12 protein-coding genes are annotated in these 13,146 nt (G+C 73.1%); 7 read left to right on the top strand and 5 right to left on the bottom strand.

Features of this window, described 5'->3' with window-relative positions:
* Positions 1-347 precede the first annotated feature (347 nt).
* From ACFZBD_RS12125 to ACFZBD_RS12105, 5 genes are all read left to right on the top strand, one after another.
* Positions 348-3,419 carry a nitrate- and nitrite sensing domain-containing protein gene (locus ACFZBD_RS12125; RefSeq protein ID WP_391139252.1) on the top strand — a complete coding sequence of 1,024 codons (3,072 nt, stop codon included), beginning with the start codon at positions 348-350 and terminating at the stop codon, positions 3,417-3,419.
* Complete coding sequence (locus ACFZBD_RS12120; protein ID WP_391139251.1) at positions 3,416-3,895, top strand: roadblock/LC7 domain-containing protein; 480 nt, start codon at positions 3,416-3,418, stop codon at positions 3,893-3,895. The genes ACFZBD_RS12125 and ACFZBD_RS12120 overlap by 4 nt, the downstream gene beginning before the upstream one ends.
* The gene (locus ACFZBD_RS12115) at positions 3,892-4,305 is read left to right on the top strand and encodes a DUF742 domain-containing protein (protein ID WP_391139250.1); all 414 of its coding nucleotides are present in this window, start codon (positions 3,892-3,894) and stop codon (positions 4,303-4,305) included. The genes ACFZBD_RS12120 and ACFZBD_RS12115 overlap by 4 nt, the downstream gene beginning before the upstream one ends.
* Positions 4,286-5,044, top strand: a complete 759-nt coding sequence (locus ACFZBD_RS12110; RefSeq protein ID WP_391139249.1) for an ATP/GTP-binding protein — start codon at positions 4,286-4,288, stop codon at positions 5,042-5,044. Before ACFZBD_RS12115 ends, ACFZBD_RS12110 begins: the two co-directional genes overlap by 20 nt.
* Positions 5,045-5,195: 151 nt before the next feature.
* Entirely contained in the window at positions 5,196-6,434 is a 1,239-nt protein-coding gene (locus ACFZBD_RS12105) for a styrene monooxygenase/indole monooxygenase family protein (protein WP_391139248.1), read from the top strand.
* A 79-nt stretch (positions 6,435-6,513) separates the two neighbouring features.
* On the opposite strand, the gene ACFZBD_RS12100 is transcribed toward ACFZBD_RS12105, so the two are convergent.
* The 5 genes from ACFZBD_RS12100 to ACFZBD_RS12080 form a co-directional block, all read right to left on the bottom strand.
* The gene (locus tag ACFZBD_RS12100; RefSeq protein ID WP_391139247.1) at positions 6,514-7,143 is read right to left on the bottom strand and encodes a DUF664 domain-containing protein; all 630 of its coding nucleotides are present in this window, start codon (positions 7,141-7,143) and stop codon (positions 6,514-6,516) included.
* A gap of 61 nt (positions 7,144-7,204) precedes the next feature.
* Positions 7,205-8,626, bottom strand: a complete 1,422-nt coding sequence (locus ACFZBD_RS12095) for an NlpC/P60 family protein (protein ID WP_391139246.1) — start codon at positions 8,624-8,626, stop codon at positions 7,205-7,207.
* A gap of 76 nt (positions 8,627-8,702) precedes the next feature.
* A complete protein-coding gene (locus ACFZBD_RS12090) occupies positions 8,703-9,020 on the bottom strand; it encodes a hypothetical protein (RefSeq protein ID WP_391139245.1) in 318 nt (105 codons plus the stop codon).
* Positions 9,021-9,030: 10 nt separating this feature from the next.
* Positions 9,031-9,762 carry a TetR family transcriptional regulator gene (locus tag ACFZBD_RS12085; protein ID WP_391139244.1) on the bottom strand — a complete coding sequence of 244 codons (732 nt, stop codon included), beginning with the start codon at positions 9,760-9,762 and terminating at the stop codon, positions 9,031-9,033.
* 195 nt (positions 9,763-9,957) lie between these two features.
* Positions 9,958-10,893, bottom strand: coding sequence for a diiron oxygenase (locus tag ACFZBD_RS12080; RefSeq protein WP_391139243.1), 936 nt, complete (start codon positions 10,891-10,893; stop codon positions 9,958-9,960).
* A gap of 189 nt (positions 10,894-11,082) precedes the next feature.
* On the opposite strand from ACFZBD_RS12080, the gene ACFZBD_RS12075 reads away from it, so the two are divergent.
* Both ACFZBD_RS12075 and ACFZBD_RS12070 read left to right on the top strand, forming a co-directional pair.
* Entirely contained in the window at positions 11,083-12,192 is a 1,110-nt protein-coding gene (locus ACFZBD_RS12075) for a diiron oxygenase (RefSeq protein WP_391139242.1), read from the top strand.
* Positions 12,193-12,248: 56 nt separating this feature from the next.
* Entirely contained in the window at positions 12,249-13,127 is an 879-nt protein-coding gene (locus tag ACFZBD_RS12070; protein WP_391139241.1) for a hypothetical protein, read from the top strand.
* Positions 13,128-13,146 lie beyond the last annotated feature (19 nt).

Here is a 13,146-nt window from a genome sequence, read left to right as displayed (position 1 = left end):
GTGCGCATCACTCCTTCACAGCACCTCCAGACGGCCGAATCAGGCCCGTACCAAGCGTCCGAGGCCCGGACGGCAGGCGGAACGGCGGCCTCCGGGAAGCTGCGGGCGGGCATCCTGCCAAAGCCCGCGCGGAAGATCCAACCGGGGCCTCGCGCGACCCCCTGTCGGGCGTCCGCGGAAGTTGTTCGCCAACTCGGGAGTGTTGTTCACTCGTTCGGGTGGCGGTGCGGCCGATGCGCGTCCCCTTCCCAGAAAAGCGCTGGAATGGTCGGAAGCCGTACCAGGGGTGGGGGCGCTCTATCACGTGACCGGTCGTCACCTCTGCTTCATGGGCGGACGAGTCGAGAATGCGAGCACCGGTGCAGAAGAAGCGGCCTCGGAGCAACAGCGGCACGCGGAGCCAGACCCCGGGTGACCCGCTGTCCACGGGCGACGCCCAGGGCCCCGGCGCGAACACCCCCCTGCCCGGCCCCGGTACGGCTCCCGTGAGCAGTGCGGGCACCACGCCTCCCGCGGCGCCCGTCGGCCGCCCCAAGCGCGTCCGGAACCGCCTGGTCGCCGGAGTGGCCCTCGTCGGGATCACCGTCCTGGCCGCCGGCGCCCCCGCCGTCCTCACCGCCTCCGGCGAACTGAGCGACTCCCAGCGGCTCGTCACCCTCGCCCAGCTCGACCGCCAGGCCGTCACCCTCGCCCACTCCCTCGCCGACGAGCGCGACGAGGTCGTCGCGTACATCGCCGCGGGCCGGGACGAGCAGAAGGGCCCCCGCGAGGACCGCCGCCAGATCACCAGCGCCGGCTCCACCCGGGTCGACCGGCAGATCGACGAGATCCGGCCCGCCGCCGGCTCCGAGCTGCGCCGCGACCTCGCCGCCCTGCCCTCCGTCCGCCGTACCGCCCTCACCGGCAAGGGCACCGCCCTGGAGGCCCACCGGGCCTACTCGGAGATCATCGCCAAGCTCCACGGCCTCGCCGAGGAACTCGCCGAGAAGACCCCGCCCCGCGCCGCCGAGGCCACCAGGGCCCCCGCCGCCCTCGGCCGCGCCGTCGAGCAGGCCTCCGCCGCCCGCGGCCTGCTCCTGGCCGCCCTCGCCGTCCCCGAGCCGGAGTCCACCGGCACCACCCACTACGACCCCGTCACCGGTACGTACGTACCGGACGAGCCCGAGGGGGCGGAGGAGGCCGACCGCGCCCGGGACGCCCTGACCGCCGCCGCGCAGCAGGCCCGGGTCCGGGAACTGGCCGCCCTCGCCGACTTCGACCAGGCCGCCACCGCCGAGGGCCGCGACTCCCTCGCCGCCACGGTCACGGGACCGGACGTCAAGAGCGCCGAACGCTACCTCGCCCGCCTCACCGACCAGCCCGAACTGTCCGCGTCCGAGCGGAAGACGGACCACGAGAAGCTGGGGTCCGCGCTCTCCGCCCGCATCGAGCAGATGCGGGGAGTCGAGTCCGCGCTCGCCACCGGACAGGTCGAGCGGTTCACCGAGCTCCGCGACGACGACGTCACCGCCCTCGAAGTGCGCATCGCCTTCCTCGGCGGCTGCCTCCTCGTCGCGGTCGGCATCTCCACCTTCGTCGCCCGGACCCTCACCCGTCCGCTCGCCGTGGTCCGCATCGGAGCCGCCCGCCTCGCCGGCGCCCCCGAGACCGAGGAGCCGATCCGCTTCACCGGCCGCAACGACGAGTTCGCCCAGGTCGTACGGTCCCTCAACACCCTCCAGACCAAGCTGGCCGCCCTCGCCACCCGCACCGAGCAGCTCGACAGCGAGCGCGCCGACCTGGCGGGCGCCCGCGACGCCGTCGCCGCCGACCTCGCCACCCAGCGGGCCGAACTGCAGGGACAGACGGCCCTGCTCACCGCCGAACTGGCGCGGCTGCGCGGCAGCGTCCACCACACCTTCGTCAACCTCTCCCTGCGCAGCCTCGGCCTGGTGGAGCGCCAGCTCGGCGTCATCGAGAAGCTGGAGGAGCGCGAGCAGGACCCGGAGCGCCTCGCCACCCTCTTCAAGCTCGACCACATGGCGACCGTCATGCGCCGCCACAGCGAGAACCTGCTGGTCCTCGCAGGCCACGAGCACGTCCACGGCCACCCGGGGCCGGTCCCGCTCGTCGACGTGCTGCGCGCCGCCGTCAGCGAGATCGAGCGCTACGAACGGGTGACCATCCAGTCCCTCCCGCCGCACGCGCAGGTCGCCGGGTTCGCCGCGGACGATCTCAGCCACCTGGTCGCCGAACTGCTCGAGAACGCCACCGCCTTCTCGCCGCCCGACGCCCAGGTCCAGCTCTCCGGCTGGCTCCTGGAATCCGGCGAGGTGATGCTCTCCGTCCAGGACGAGGGCATCGGCATGACCGACTCCCGCCTCGCGGAGCTCAACGCCCGCCTCGCCGAGGCCGACCCGGCGGACATCGACGGGGAAGGGCTCGGCATCCGCGTCGCGGCCCTGCTCGCCGCCCGCCACGGCGTACGGGTGGAGCTGCGCGAGCAGAAGCAGGGCGGCATCGCGGCCGTCGTCGTCCTCCCGCTGCCGCTGCTGCCGACGGCCCCGCCGACCGCCGTCCCGCCGACCGTGCCGGTCGCGGGCGGGGCGCCCACCCTGAACCTCCCGGGCTCGGTCGCCGAGGCCAACTCCAACACCCTGCCGTCCCGCACCCGCGACCCGCTCGTCGAGGCGGCGGAACAGGCCATCGCGGCGGACCAGGCGGAGCAGGCCGGCCGGGCGGAGCAGATCGAGCAGGCGGAGCAGGTCGCACAGGCCGGTGCGGTGGCGGAGCGGGGCGCTCCGGAGCCTGGCGTCAGCGAGTCCGGCGTCAGCGAGCCGGAGCCTGGCGCCAGCGAGCCCGGCCTTGGCGACTCGGGCCCGGCGGAGCCGTACGAGCCGGAACCCGCGCCCGCGGCGGCGGCCGAGCCGGAACCCGCGCCCGTACCCGCCCCCGCTCCTGAACCGGAACCGGGACCCGCCGTGGAGTCCCTCGCCGAGACGACCCTCCAGGTCCGTCTCCCCGAGCCGCCGCCCGAGCCGGACACCCACGAGCGCGCCACGCCGGAAGGCCCGCACGCGGAGCCGCACGCCTGGGACGAGGCGAACGAGCCGCAGGAACCGGCGGAGACCCCGCGCGTCACCGACAAGGGGCTGCCCAAGCGCACGCCGAAGATAGTCCGCCAGGCCGACACCCCGACCACCCCGCGCAGGGGCGGTGTCGACGCCGATGCCCTGCGCCGCAGGCTCGGGGGCTTCCACCAGGGGGCCCAGGCGGGCCGCCGGGACGTGGAGGCGGAGATCGAGGCCGTACAGACCGCCCGTACCGAAGAACGCACCGAGGCCCGCGGGGAAGCGGGACCGGAGGCGGACGCGGCGGCACAGACGGAAGCACGGACCGAGGAGAAGACGGGGGACACAGTCGAGGAGGCACGCAGTTGACTGCGACCGGAACGTTCGGACTGAGCAGGGAAGCACGCAACCTGCACTGGCTGCTGGGCAACCTCGTCGAGGAGGTGCCCGGCGTGCGCTCCGTCGCCGTCGTGTCCTCCGACGGGCTGCTCCTGCTGTCCTCCGACCCGGCCCAGAACGTCGGGCCCAGCGAGGAACGCCCCACCGGCCCCCGGGGCTCCAGCGCCGACCTGGCGACCATCGTCTCGGGCATCGGCAGCCTCACCATCGGCGCGGCCCGGCTGATGGACGGCGGCGGGGTCAAGCAGACCATGGTGGCGATGGAGGAGGGCAGCGTCTTCGTCATGTCGATCAGCGACGGCTCGCTGCTCGGCGTCCACGCCACGCCTGACTGCGACATGAGCGTCGTCGCCTACCACATGGCGCTCTTCGTCGGCCGCGCCGGACACGTACTCACCCCCGAACTCCGCAGCGAGCTGCGCAAATCGATGGAGAGCACCCAGTGACGTCCGCCTCCCACGTCCCCCACCTGCCGATCCGCGGAGAGGGCCGCCGGCCCGCGCGGGTCCGCCCGTACTCGCTCACCGGTGGCCGCACCCGCTTCGGCCACGTCCTGCTCGTCGAGACCTTCGTGGCCGCCCTCGAAGCGCCGCCGCGCCGCAAGGTGCTGACGGACGGCGGGCCCGGCGCCCGCGGCCTCATGCCGGAGATGCGGGCCATCGTCGAAATCTGCCGCCGGATGCGTACGGTCGCGGAGATCTCGGCCCTCCTGAAGATGCCGTTGGGTGTCGTCCGGGTGCTGCTCAGCGACCTGGCCGACCAGGGAAAGATCCGTGTGTACGGGACCGGTCACGGCACCGGCCAGCCCGACCGCGCGCTCCTCGAAAGGGTGCTGAGTGGACTCCGTCGCCTCTGACGTCACCGCCGCCGTCTCCGACTCCCCGGCGCTCGCCGGCATCCCCGCCCAGCCCCGGACCGAGGCCGCGGCCGAGACCGTGTCCGCAGCAGGGCACGCGGCCGCGCCGGGAACCGCCCCCGACGCCGGGCCCGATCCGCTGCGCCCGGCGGCCGAGGACGGCGCACAGGACTGGCAGCTGGACCACACCCGCGCCCCGATAGCCACCAAGGTCGTGGTCGCGGGCGGCTTCGGCGTCGGCAAGACGACCTTCGTCCGCGCGGTCTCGGAGATCACCCCGCTCCAGACCGAGGCGCTGATGACGCAGGCGAGCGAGGAGACCGACGACCTCTCCGCGACGCCCGACAAGCTCACCACGACCGTGGCGATGGACTTCGGCCGGATCACCCTCGACAGCGACCTGGTCCTCTACGTCTTCGGCACGCCGGGCCAGCAGCGCTTCTGGTTCATGTGGGACGACCTCGTGCGCGGCGCGATCGGCGCGATCGTGCTCGCCGACACCCGCCGGCTGACGGACTGCTTCCCCGCCCTCGACTACTTCGAGAGCTGCGGGCTGCCGTACATCGTCGCCGTCAACCACTTCGAGGGCACCGAGCGCTTCGAGCCCGAGGACGTCCGGGAGGCGCTGACCGTGCCGCCGCACGTACCCGTGGTGATCATGGACGCGCGCAAGCGGTACAGCGTGGTCGAGTCCCTGCTCGCCATGGTCGCGCACGCGCTGGAATCCACCCCGGAATAGCCGGAGCGGGCCGGAGCGCGCCCGAGGAGCCGCCGCGGGCCGCGGAGCCCGCCGACGGACCCGGCGCGCACCGGAGCGGGCCGGAGCAGAGCACGCCGGAACACGGGCCACCCCCCAGAACCACGCTGATCAGTCGTAAGGAACCCCCGCCATGCGGAAGATACTCATCGTCGGCGCCGGCCAGTCCGGTCTCCAGCTCGCCCTCGGACTGCAGTCGCAGGGGTACGAAGTCACCCTGATGTCCAACCGTACGGCGGACGAGATCCGGTCCGGCCGGGTCATGTCGACCCAGTGCATGTTCGACACCGCGCTCCAGCACGAGCGCGACCTCGCGATCAACTTCTGGGAGTCCCAGGCCCCGCGGATCCAGGGCCTCGGCGTCTCCGTCGCCGCCCCCGACGCCTCCCGCCCCATCGACTGGGTGGGCCGGCTCGACGGCTACGCCCAGTCCGTCGACCAGCGGGTGAAGATGGCCGGCTGGATGGAGACCTTCGCGCAGCGCGGCGGCCAGCTCGTCATCCACGGCGCCGCCGTCTCCGACCTGGACTACTTCTCCCGCTCGTACGACCTGGTCCTCGTCTCCGCCGGCAAGGGCGAGCTGGTCTCCATGTTCGGCCGGGACGCCGCCCGCTCCCCGTACGCCGAGCCGCAGCGCGCGCTGGCCGTCGCGTACGTCCACGGCCTGGGCCCGCGCCCCGAGCACCCCGACTTCGACGCCGTGCGCTGCAACCTGGTCCCCGGGGTCGGCGAACTGTTCGTCATGCCCACGCTCACCACCTCCGGCCGCGCCGACATCCTCTTCTGGGAGGGCGTCCCCGGCGGACCGCTCGACGTCTTCCAGGGCGTCAAGGACCCCGCCGAGCACCTGGCGCTCACGCTGGAGCTGATGGAGCGGTTCACGCCGTGGGAGTACGCGCGCGCCACGAAGGTCGAACTGACCGACGCGGGCGGCACGCTCGCCGGCCGCTACGCCCCCACCGTCCGCAACCCGATCGGCCGCCTCCCCGGCGGCGGCCTGGTCCTGGGCGTCGCCGACGTCGTCGTCGCCAACGACCCGATCACCGGCCAGGGCTCCAACTCCGCGTCCAAGTGCGCGGCCGCGTACCTCGCCTCGATCGTCGAGAACGGCGACCGGCCCTTCGACGAGTCCTGGATGCGGGCCACCTTCGACCGCTACTGGGACACCGCACAGCACGTCACCAAGTGGACCAACGCCATGCTCGGCGTCCCGCCGGAGCACGTCCTGAACCTGATCGGCGCGGCCGGCCAACTGCAGCCCGTCGCCGACCGGTTCGCCAACGGCTTCAACGACCCGGCCGACTTCGAGAACTTCTTCTACGATCCGGAGAAGACGGGCGCGTACCTGGCCTCGGTCTCCGCCGGCCAGTAGGCCGCCGACCGGGTCCGGAGCCTTCCGGAGGGGGCGGGGCGACAGTACGCACCGTCGGCCCCGCCCCCTCCGGCGTGCGTCAGCCGTCGCCGTCGCCGATGCCGATGCCGTTGCCGTCGCCGACGTCGCGCGCCACGCGCTCCAGCCGGTTCCGGTGCTCCTCCCACCAGGCCCGGTCTCCCGGGTGCAGGGCCGGCTTGCCGTCCTGCTGCCCGACGGATCCGTCGATGAGCTCTCGTACGATGTCGGCGTGCCCGGCGTGCCGCTGGGTGTCGGAGATCACGCGCACCAGGATGTGATGCAGGGTCACCTCCCGCCGTTCCCGCGGCCACCACGGGACGTGACCGGTTGCGTCGAGCGCCAGCGTCGCGATCGTGCAATCGGAGTGCTCCCAGGCCCGGCGGTACAGCCCGACGATGTCGTCGCGCGACTCGTCCGCGGTGGCCCACATGTCCGCGTTGGGCTCCGCGTCCTCCGTGTACCACCAGGCGGGCGGCTCCTCGACGAAGAACGGCCGCCCGAACGTGTCCCCGAAGTACCCCAGCTCCACGCCCGCGAGGTGTTTGACCAGCCCCAGCAGGTTCGTGCCCGTAGGGGTCAGCGGGCGGCGCACGTCGTACTCGGAGAGCCCGTCGAGCTTCCACAGCAGGGCTTCACGCCCCTCTTGCAGGTAGCGGAGAAGGTCCGCCTTCGCACTCGGTTCGACCATGGAGCGCAGTCTTCCACCCCTGGCCAGGACCCGGGCCACCGCCCGCCCTCGCCCTGATTGCTCAGGGCTGGTCGAAGCCCTCGTCCGAGCCGTCCGTGGCCCCCTCCGGCAGCGTGGGCGGCGCGTACGCGTCCAGGGGCGCCCCGCCGGGGTCGGGGCGGACCGCCCCGAGCAGGGGATTGGCCGCGATCGGGGAGACCTTCACCCGGCCGCCCGGGCGGGGGGCGTGCACGACCATGCCCTCGCCGGCGTAGACGGCCACATGGGTGGCCTCGGGGAAGTAGACGACCAGGTCACCCGGGCGCAGCTCGTCCAGCGGCACCTTGGGCAGGGTCCGCCACTGCTCCTGGCTGGTGCGCGGGATCTCGAGACCGGCGCCCGCCCAGGCCTGCTGGGTCAGCCCCGAGCAGTCGTACGACTCCGGCCCCTCGGCGCCCCATACGTACGGCTTGCCGATCTGGCGGACGGCGTGGCGCAGCGCCTCGGCGCCCGCGCGGGAGGGCGTGCGGCGCACGTCCAGGACGCCGGAGCCGAGGAGTTCGCGCTGGGCGCCCGCGGTCTGCGTCCGTTCCAGCTCGGTCAGCCGGGCCAGTTGTGCGGCGGAGAGCGAGGCGAGCAGCCGCTCGACCTCCGTGAGCCGGGCCCGGACGTCGTCGCGCTGCTTGCGCTGCCGCCCGGCGAGCTTCCGCTCGCGCTCCAGGCCCTCGCGGGACGCCCGCGCGAGCGCGTCGGCCCGCTTCTCCGCGCTCCGGAGCCGCACGACGGTCGCGGCCCGGTCGCGGGCCGCGCGGGTGACGAGCTGCTTGCGGTCGAGGGCGTGCCGGGGGTCGGGGGCGAGCAGCACGTCGAGGTACGAGGAGAGGGCCGAGGCGGCGGCCCGGCCCTGGTACTGCTCCCGCGCGAGCCGCCCGGCCGCGTCCCGTCCCTGGGCGAGGGCCCGCCGGGCGGCGGCGAGCCGGTCGGTGACCTTCCGGGTGTCGGCGGTGTGGCGCGTCAGGGCCTCTTCGGTGGCGTTGTAGGTCTCGGTGGCCTGTTCGGCCTGGCGGTAGAGCGTCCGGAGCCGGGTGAGGAGGGAGGCGACGGAGTCACCGCCGGGGGGCGGGAGAGCGGCGGCGTCATCGTCGGCGTCGTCCGGGCCTGGGGGGTCGGTGGCTTCGGCGTCCGGGGGGTCGGTGGCGGGGGCGGCGGCTTCGGCGGGGTCGCCGGCTGAGCCCTCACCCGGCTGATCGCCCGGCTGATCGTGCGGCTCTTGGCCCGGCTCCTCGATCGGCTCGTCCACCGGTGCGGCTTCGTCCCCGACCCCGCCCCCGCCCCCGCCCCCGTCCTCGGGCTCGGGCACGGGGGGCGTGGCGGCCTTGGCGGGAGCCCCCGCCAGGGCGGCCGCGGGGGCGCCCGGGGCCTCGACCGGCGAGACCACCGTCAGCGCCGTCGTCGCGGCGAGCACCGCCCCCGTACAGATCGTGCGCAGCAGGTTTCCTGACACGCCATCACCTCCACGGAGATGATGGCGCACCAAATCATCCGATTAACGCATGAAGGGGCGTTTCGGTGGGGGTGGCTCACTCGTCCGGCGGGGACGCGGGCGGGGCGGCCGGAGGCGCGGCGGGTGGAGCGGAGGGCTTGGACCAGGGCCACTTCAGCTCGCGGCGCTCGCGGCCGCCGGGAGCGTACTCGTAGACCCAGCCGCGCTGGATGCCGAGCCGCTTGGTGTGTCCGGCGGGCTCACGGCGGTACGCGTACACGGTCGGCGGCCCGTCGTCGGCGTCGGGGACCGGTACCTCGTACCACTTCGGGGGATGGCCGGTCGGACCCAGGAGGATGGGAAGGACCCGGCCGTCCAGGGGCCCGCCGCGAAAGGGGGTGTTCTCGCTTTTCACCCCACCAGTTTCATATGAGGTGGGCCGCCTCGCCGACCACCGGGAGGACCCGCCGGGCCAGCGTCCCCACCGGCCCGTCCGCCGTCTCCTGCGCGAGCATCCGCTTCACCACCCCCGACGTCTCCTCGTCCCGGGCGGTCGTCGCCGCGAGGAGGGCGATCAGATGGTCGACCAGCCAGTCCCGCAGCTCGCCGGCCGGGGGCTGCTTCTCCTCGTCCAGCCAGATCAGCGAGGCCGCCTCCACGGCGGCGATCCACGTCCGCACCATCATCCCGAGCCGAGGCCCGGGCCGGTCGACGCCCAGGTGGACGAGGATCTGCTCGGCGGCGGCGCGCCGCACCTCGTCGACGATGGTGGTGGTCCGGGACGTCTCGGCGACGCTGCCGCCCCGCAGGAGGGCGCTGAACCCGGCGTCGTGCTGGTCCACGAAGACCAGATAGCGGTCGAGGACGCGGGAGAGCCGTTCGGTCGGCGATCCGACGGGCGGCTCGGCGAAGCACAGCTCCAGCTCGTCGGCGGCGGAGCGCAGTGCGGCTTCGTACAGCTGCTGCTTGCCGCCGGGGAAGTAGCGGTAGACGAGCGGCCGGGAGACGCCGGCCGCCTCGGCGACGTCGTCGAGCGAGACGTCGTCCGGCGCCCGGTGCGCGAACAGCGTCAGGGCGGCCCCGAGGAGCTGGATCCGGCGCTCCTCGACACTGAGCCGACGGTACGCGGGCGACGCGGGCGTGCCGGGACTGGTCATGCACGCAGCGTAACTCCGCCGCCCCCGGCCGGGCAGCCGCGGTCCGGTCCGGCAGGGCGGCGCCGGTGCGGGACCGAGTGGCATCGAGCGGCGCCGGAGGGGGCTCTACCGGCACCGACCGGGACCGACCGCCACCGAGCGGTGCCGGAGCGGGACCGAGGCGGCGCCAGGGACTCCCCGGCCCGGCCCCGCCCGTCACGCCAGCAGCCCCGACGCCTTCCAGAGTCGCCGGCCGGGCCCGCGCAGTACCCCGATGTCGTCGAGGAAGTCGGTCAGGCGCCGGGCGCCCGACTGCATGACCTCGCGGCGGTGGCCGCTCGCCTTGACCTGGGCGACGGCCTCGCGGCGGTTCAGGCCGACGTTGTCGTACACCTGCGGGTTGATGAAGCAGACGGAGAAGACGCGAGCGGCCTCGCCACAGCTGAGCCGGGTGAACTCCTGCTCCCAGCGCGGCGCGGTCACCATCTGCCGGCGCAGCTCCTCGCGGGCGTACCGCACGTGCCGCGCCTCCTCGACCACGTGGATGCGGGTCACACCGCGCACCAGCGTCTGGACGCGCTCGTCCGGGAAGGTCAGGCGCTGCATCCAGTCGAGGATCTCCTCGCCGAGGAGGGTGGCGGCGAAGGAGCCGGGGGTGGTCGAGACGGTCTTCAGGACGCGGGCGAGGTTGTGGTAGATCCGCGGGACGGGATAGGCGGGCGCGCCCCCCTTCTGGATCATCCTGGCGAACATCATCGAGTGCCGGCACTCGTCGGCTATCTCGGTGAGGGCGTAGCGCACGTGGTTGCTGGTGACCGACTTGTCGTAGATGTGCCGCACGAGCAGCTGCATCAGGATGATCTCGAACCAGATGCCGAGCGAGGCGAGCGACGCGGCCTCGTGGCGGGCGAGGTCCATTCGCTGTTCCTCGGACATCCGCTTCCACAGGGGGGTGTCGTAGAGGGACACCAGCTCCGGCGGCCAGAACCACTTGCCGTCCTCGACCGGGGCCTCCCAGTCGAGTTCGGTCTCGGGGTCGAAGGAGTGCTTGAGGGAGGACTCGAGCAGCCGCTCGGCGACCTGTTCCCGGTCGCGGAGGGGGCCCAGGGCGTCCCGGAGGAGGGTGAAGTCTTGCTCGGTCAGGGCGGTCATGACGGAGGGGCACCTCGCTGTGCTCGCGGCCGGTGGAGCGGGACGGCGGTCGGGTCACCGATGGTCACTCTTATGAGACTGCTCGTCAGTAAGGCCGTCAATCCCCTGCGCGCCACTTGTTGACCCCGTGTCTACCAAGGTGTCAGCTAGAAGGCGGCCCGCTCAACGTTCCGAGTGAAGGAGGCGTCGGTGTCGACGCACGACCTCTACGCGAAGGCCCCCGGGGAGCCCATCTGGCCCGTACCGGCGACGGGTTCGGCCCGCTTCACCTGGGAGTACGACGACGGACGCGACCGTCTCCTCGCCCTCTACCAGAAGGGCAAGGACAAGCAGTGGGACGGCGCCACGCGCATCGACTGGTCGCTGGAGGTCGATCCTTACGACCCCCTCGGCGTTCCGGACGAGGTGATGACCCTTCACGGCACGCGCCACTGGGCCGCGATGACGCCGAAGGACAAGGGGGAGATGCGCCGGCACTACGCCTCCTGGCAGTTCAGCCAGTTCCTCCACGGCGAGCAGGGCGCGATGGTCTGCGCCGCCCGGATCGTCGAGTCCGTCCCCGACCTGGACGCCAAGTTCTATTCGGCGACCCAGACGATGGACGAGGCGCGGCACGCGGAGATCTACGGCCGCTTCCTCCACGAGAAGATCGGGATGCTGTACCCGATCAACGACAACCTCCAGAGCCTGCTCGGCGACACCCTGAGCGACGCGCGCTGGGACATGCCGTACCTCGGGATGCAGGTCCTGATCGAGGGTCTGGCGCTGGCGGCCTTCGGCATGATCCGCGACACGACGGACAAGCCGCTGCCGAAGCAGATCCTCGCGTACGTCATGCAGGACGAGGCCCGGCACGTGGCCTTCGGCCGGATGGCGCTGCGCGACTACTACCGGCAATTGTCGGACGCGGAGCTCCGCGAGCGCGAGGAGTTCGTGATCGAGGGCTGCTATCTGATGCGGGACCGGCTGCGCGGGGTGGAGGTCCTGGAGAACTTCGGCATCCCGAGGAAGGAGGCCGAGGAACTCACGGAGCACAGCGAGTCGCTGCGCTTCTTCCGCAAGCTCCTCTTCAGCCGGATCGTCCCGTGCGTGAAGGACATCGGCCTGTGGGGCGAACGCCTCCAGAAGGCCTACCTGGACATGGGCGTCTTCGACCTCGGCGACTCCAACCTGGACCTGCTGATGACCCAGGACGAGGAGTTCGCGGAGGCGCTGGACCGCGAGCGGTTCGCGGCGGAGGAGAAGGCACGGGTGGAGGAGGTACGCGCGGCGGTGGAGGAGGGGGCGCGGGAGGGGTGACGTCGGTGGAGGAGGGGGCGCGGGAGGGGCGACGGCGGTGACGTACCGTGCGGGGCATGAGCATGCCGCCTTCGCAGAACCCGCAGCCCCACTCTCCGTACGGGGGGCAGGTGCCGCCCCCGCAGGCGTACCCGCAGCAGGCGCCCGCGTACCCGCAGCAGCCGTCGGGAGCGTTCGGACCGCCGCAGGGTCATCCGCAGGCCGTTCCCGGGCAGGGCGTCCCGGGGCAATATCCGGGGCAGCATCCGGGGCCGGCGGGGTGGGGGCAGCCCCCGTTCGGGGCGCCGGGGCAGGGGCCGAGGAAGAAGCGGACCGGGCTGGTCGTCGGGATCGTCGTCGGCGCCGTCGTCGTGGTCGGCGGCCTGGGCTTCCTCGGGGTCAAGGTGCTCGACGGGTCCGGGGTCACCGGCTCGTTCCCCGAGGCGACGCACCGGCTCGTCGTCCCCAATACCCTGCTGAGCGGCGAGTACAAGCTCATCAGCGACGCCTCCAAGACCGAGGGCAAGGAGGTCGAGGACACCTACGACCCCACCGTCAGGGACGCCAAGGCCGCCATCGCCCAGTACGGCGGCAAGGAGAACGCGGTCCTCGTCGTCTCCGGCTTCCACGGCCGACTCAAGGACCCCGAGGGCACCCGCGCCGCCATCCTCAAGGGCGCCGTCGACAAGCAGTCCACCCTCGTCGTACCGCCGAAGGACTACACCCCGGCCGGACACGACGGTCTGACCGTCTCCTGCCAGGTCACCACCTCGAAGGACGCCACCGGGACCGCGACCCTCCCCATGTGCGCCTGGGGCGACGACAACACCGCCTCCTTCGTCGCCGTCGTCACCGCCGAGTCGGCCGTCGCCGACCCGAAGGACGTCGACCTCGCGGAGATCGCCGCGACCACGGCCGAGGTCCGCGCCGAGATGCGCAAGCCGATCGGCGGCTGACGACCCCTTCCGCTCCCTG

Source organism: Streptomyces sp. NPDC008121 (genome assembly GCF_042957155.1).
Taxonomy (GTDB): domain Bacteria; phylum Actinomycetota; class Actinomycetes; order Streptomycetales; family Streptomycetaceae; genus Streptomyces.
This window is presented reverse-complemented; position numbering and strand designations above follow the sequence as displayed.

What these genes read in the sequence shown, in the direction of transcription:
- ACFZBD_RS12125 (WP_391139252.1), top strand. Translation starts at nt 348, where the DNA reads ATGCGAGCACCGGTGCAGAAGAAGCGGCCTCGGAGCAACAGCGGCACG.
- ACFZBD_RS12105 (WP_391139248.1), top strand. Translation starts at nt 5,196, where the DNA reads ATGCGGAAGATACTCATCGTCGGCGCCGGCCAGTCCGGTCTCCAGCTC.
- ACFZBD_RS12100 (WP_391139247.1), bottom strand. Translation starts at nt 7,143, where the DNA reads ATGGTCGAACCGAGTGCGAAGGCGGACCTTCTCCGCTACCTGCAAGAG.
- ACFZBD_RS12085 (WP_391139244.1), bottom strand. Translation starts at nt 9,762, where the DNA reads ATGACCAGTCCCGGCACGCCCGCGTCGCCCGCGTACCGTCGGCTCAGT.
- ACFZBD_RS12080 (WP_391139243.1), bottom strand. Translation starts at nt 10,893, where the DNA reads ATGACCGCCCTGACCGAGCAAGACTTCACCCTCCTCCGGGACGCCCTG.
- ACFZBD_RS12070 (WP_391139241.1), top strand. Translation starts at nt 12,249, where the DNA reads ATGAGCATGCCGCCTTCGCAGAACCCGCAGCCCCACTCTCCGTACGGG.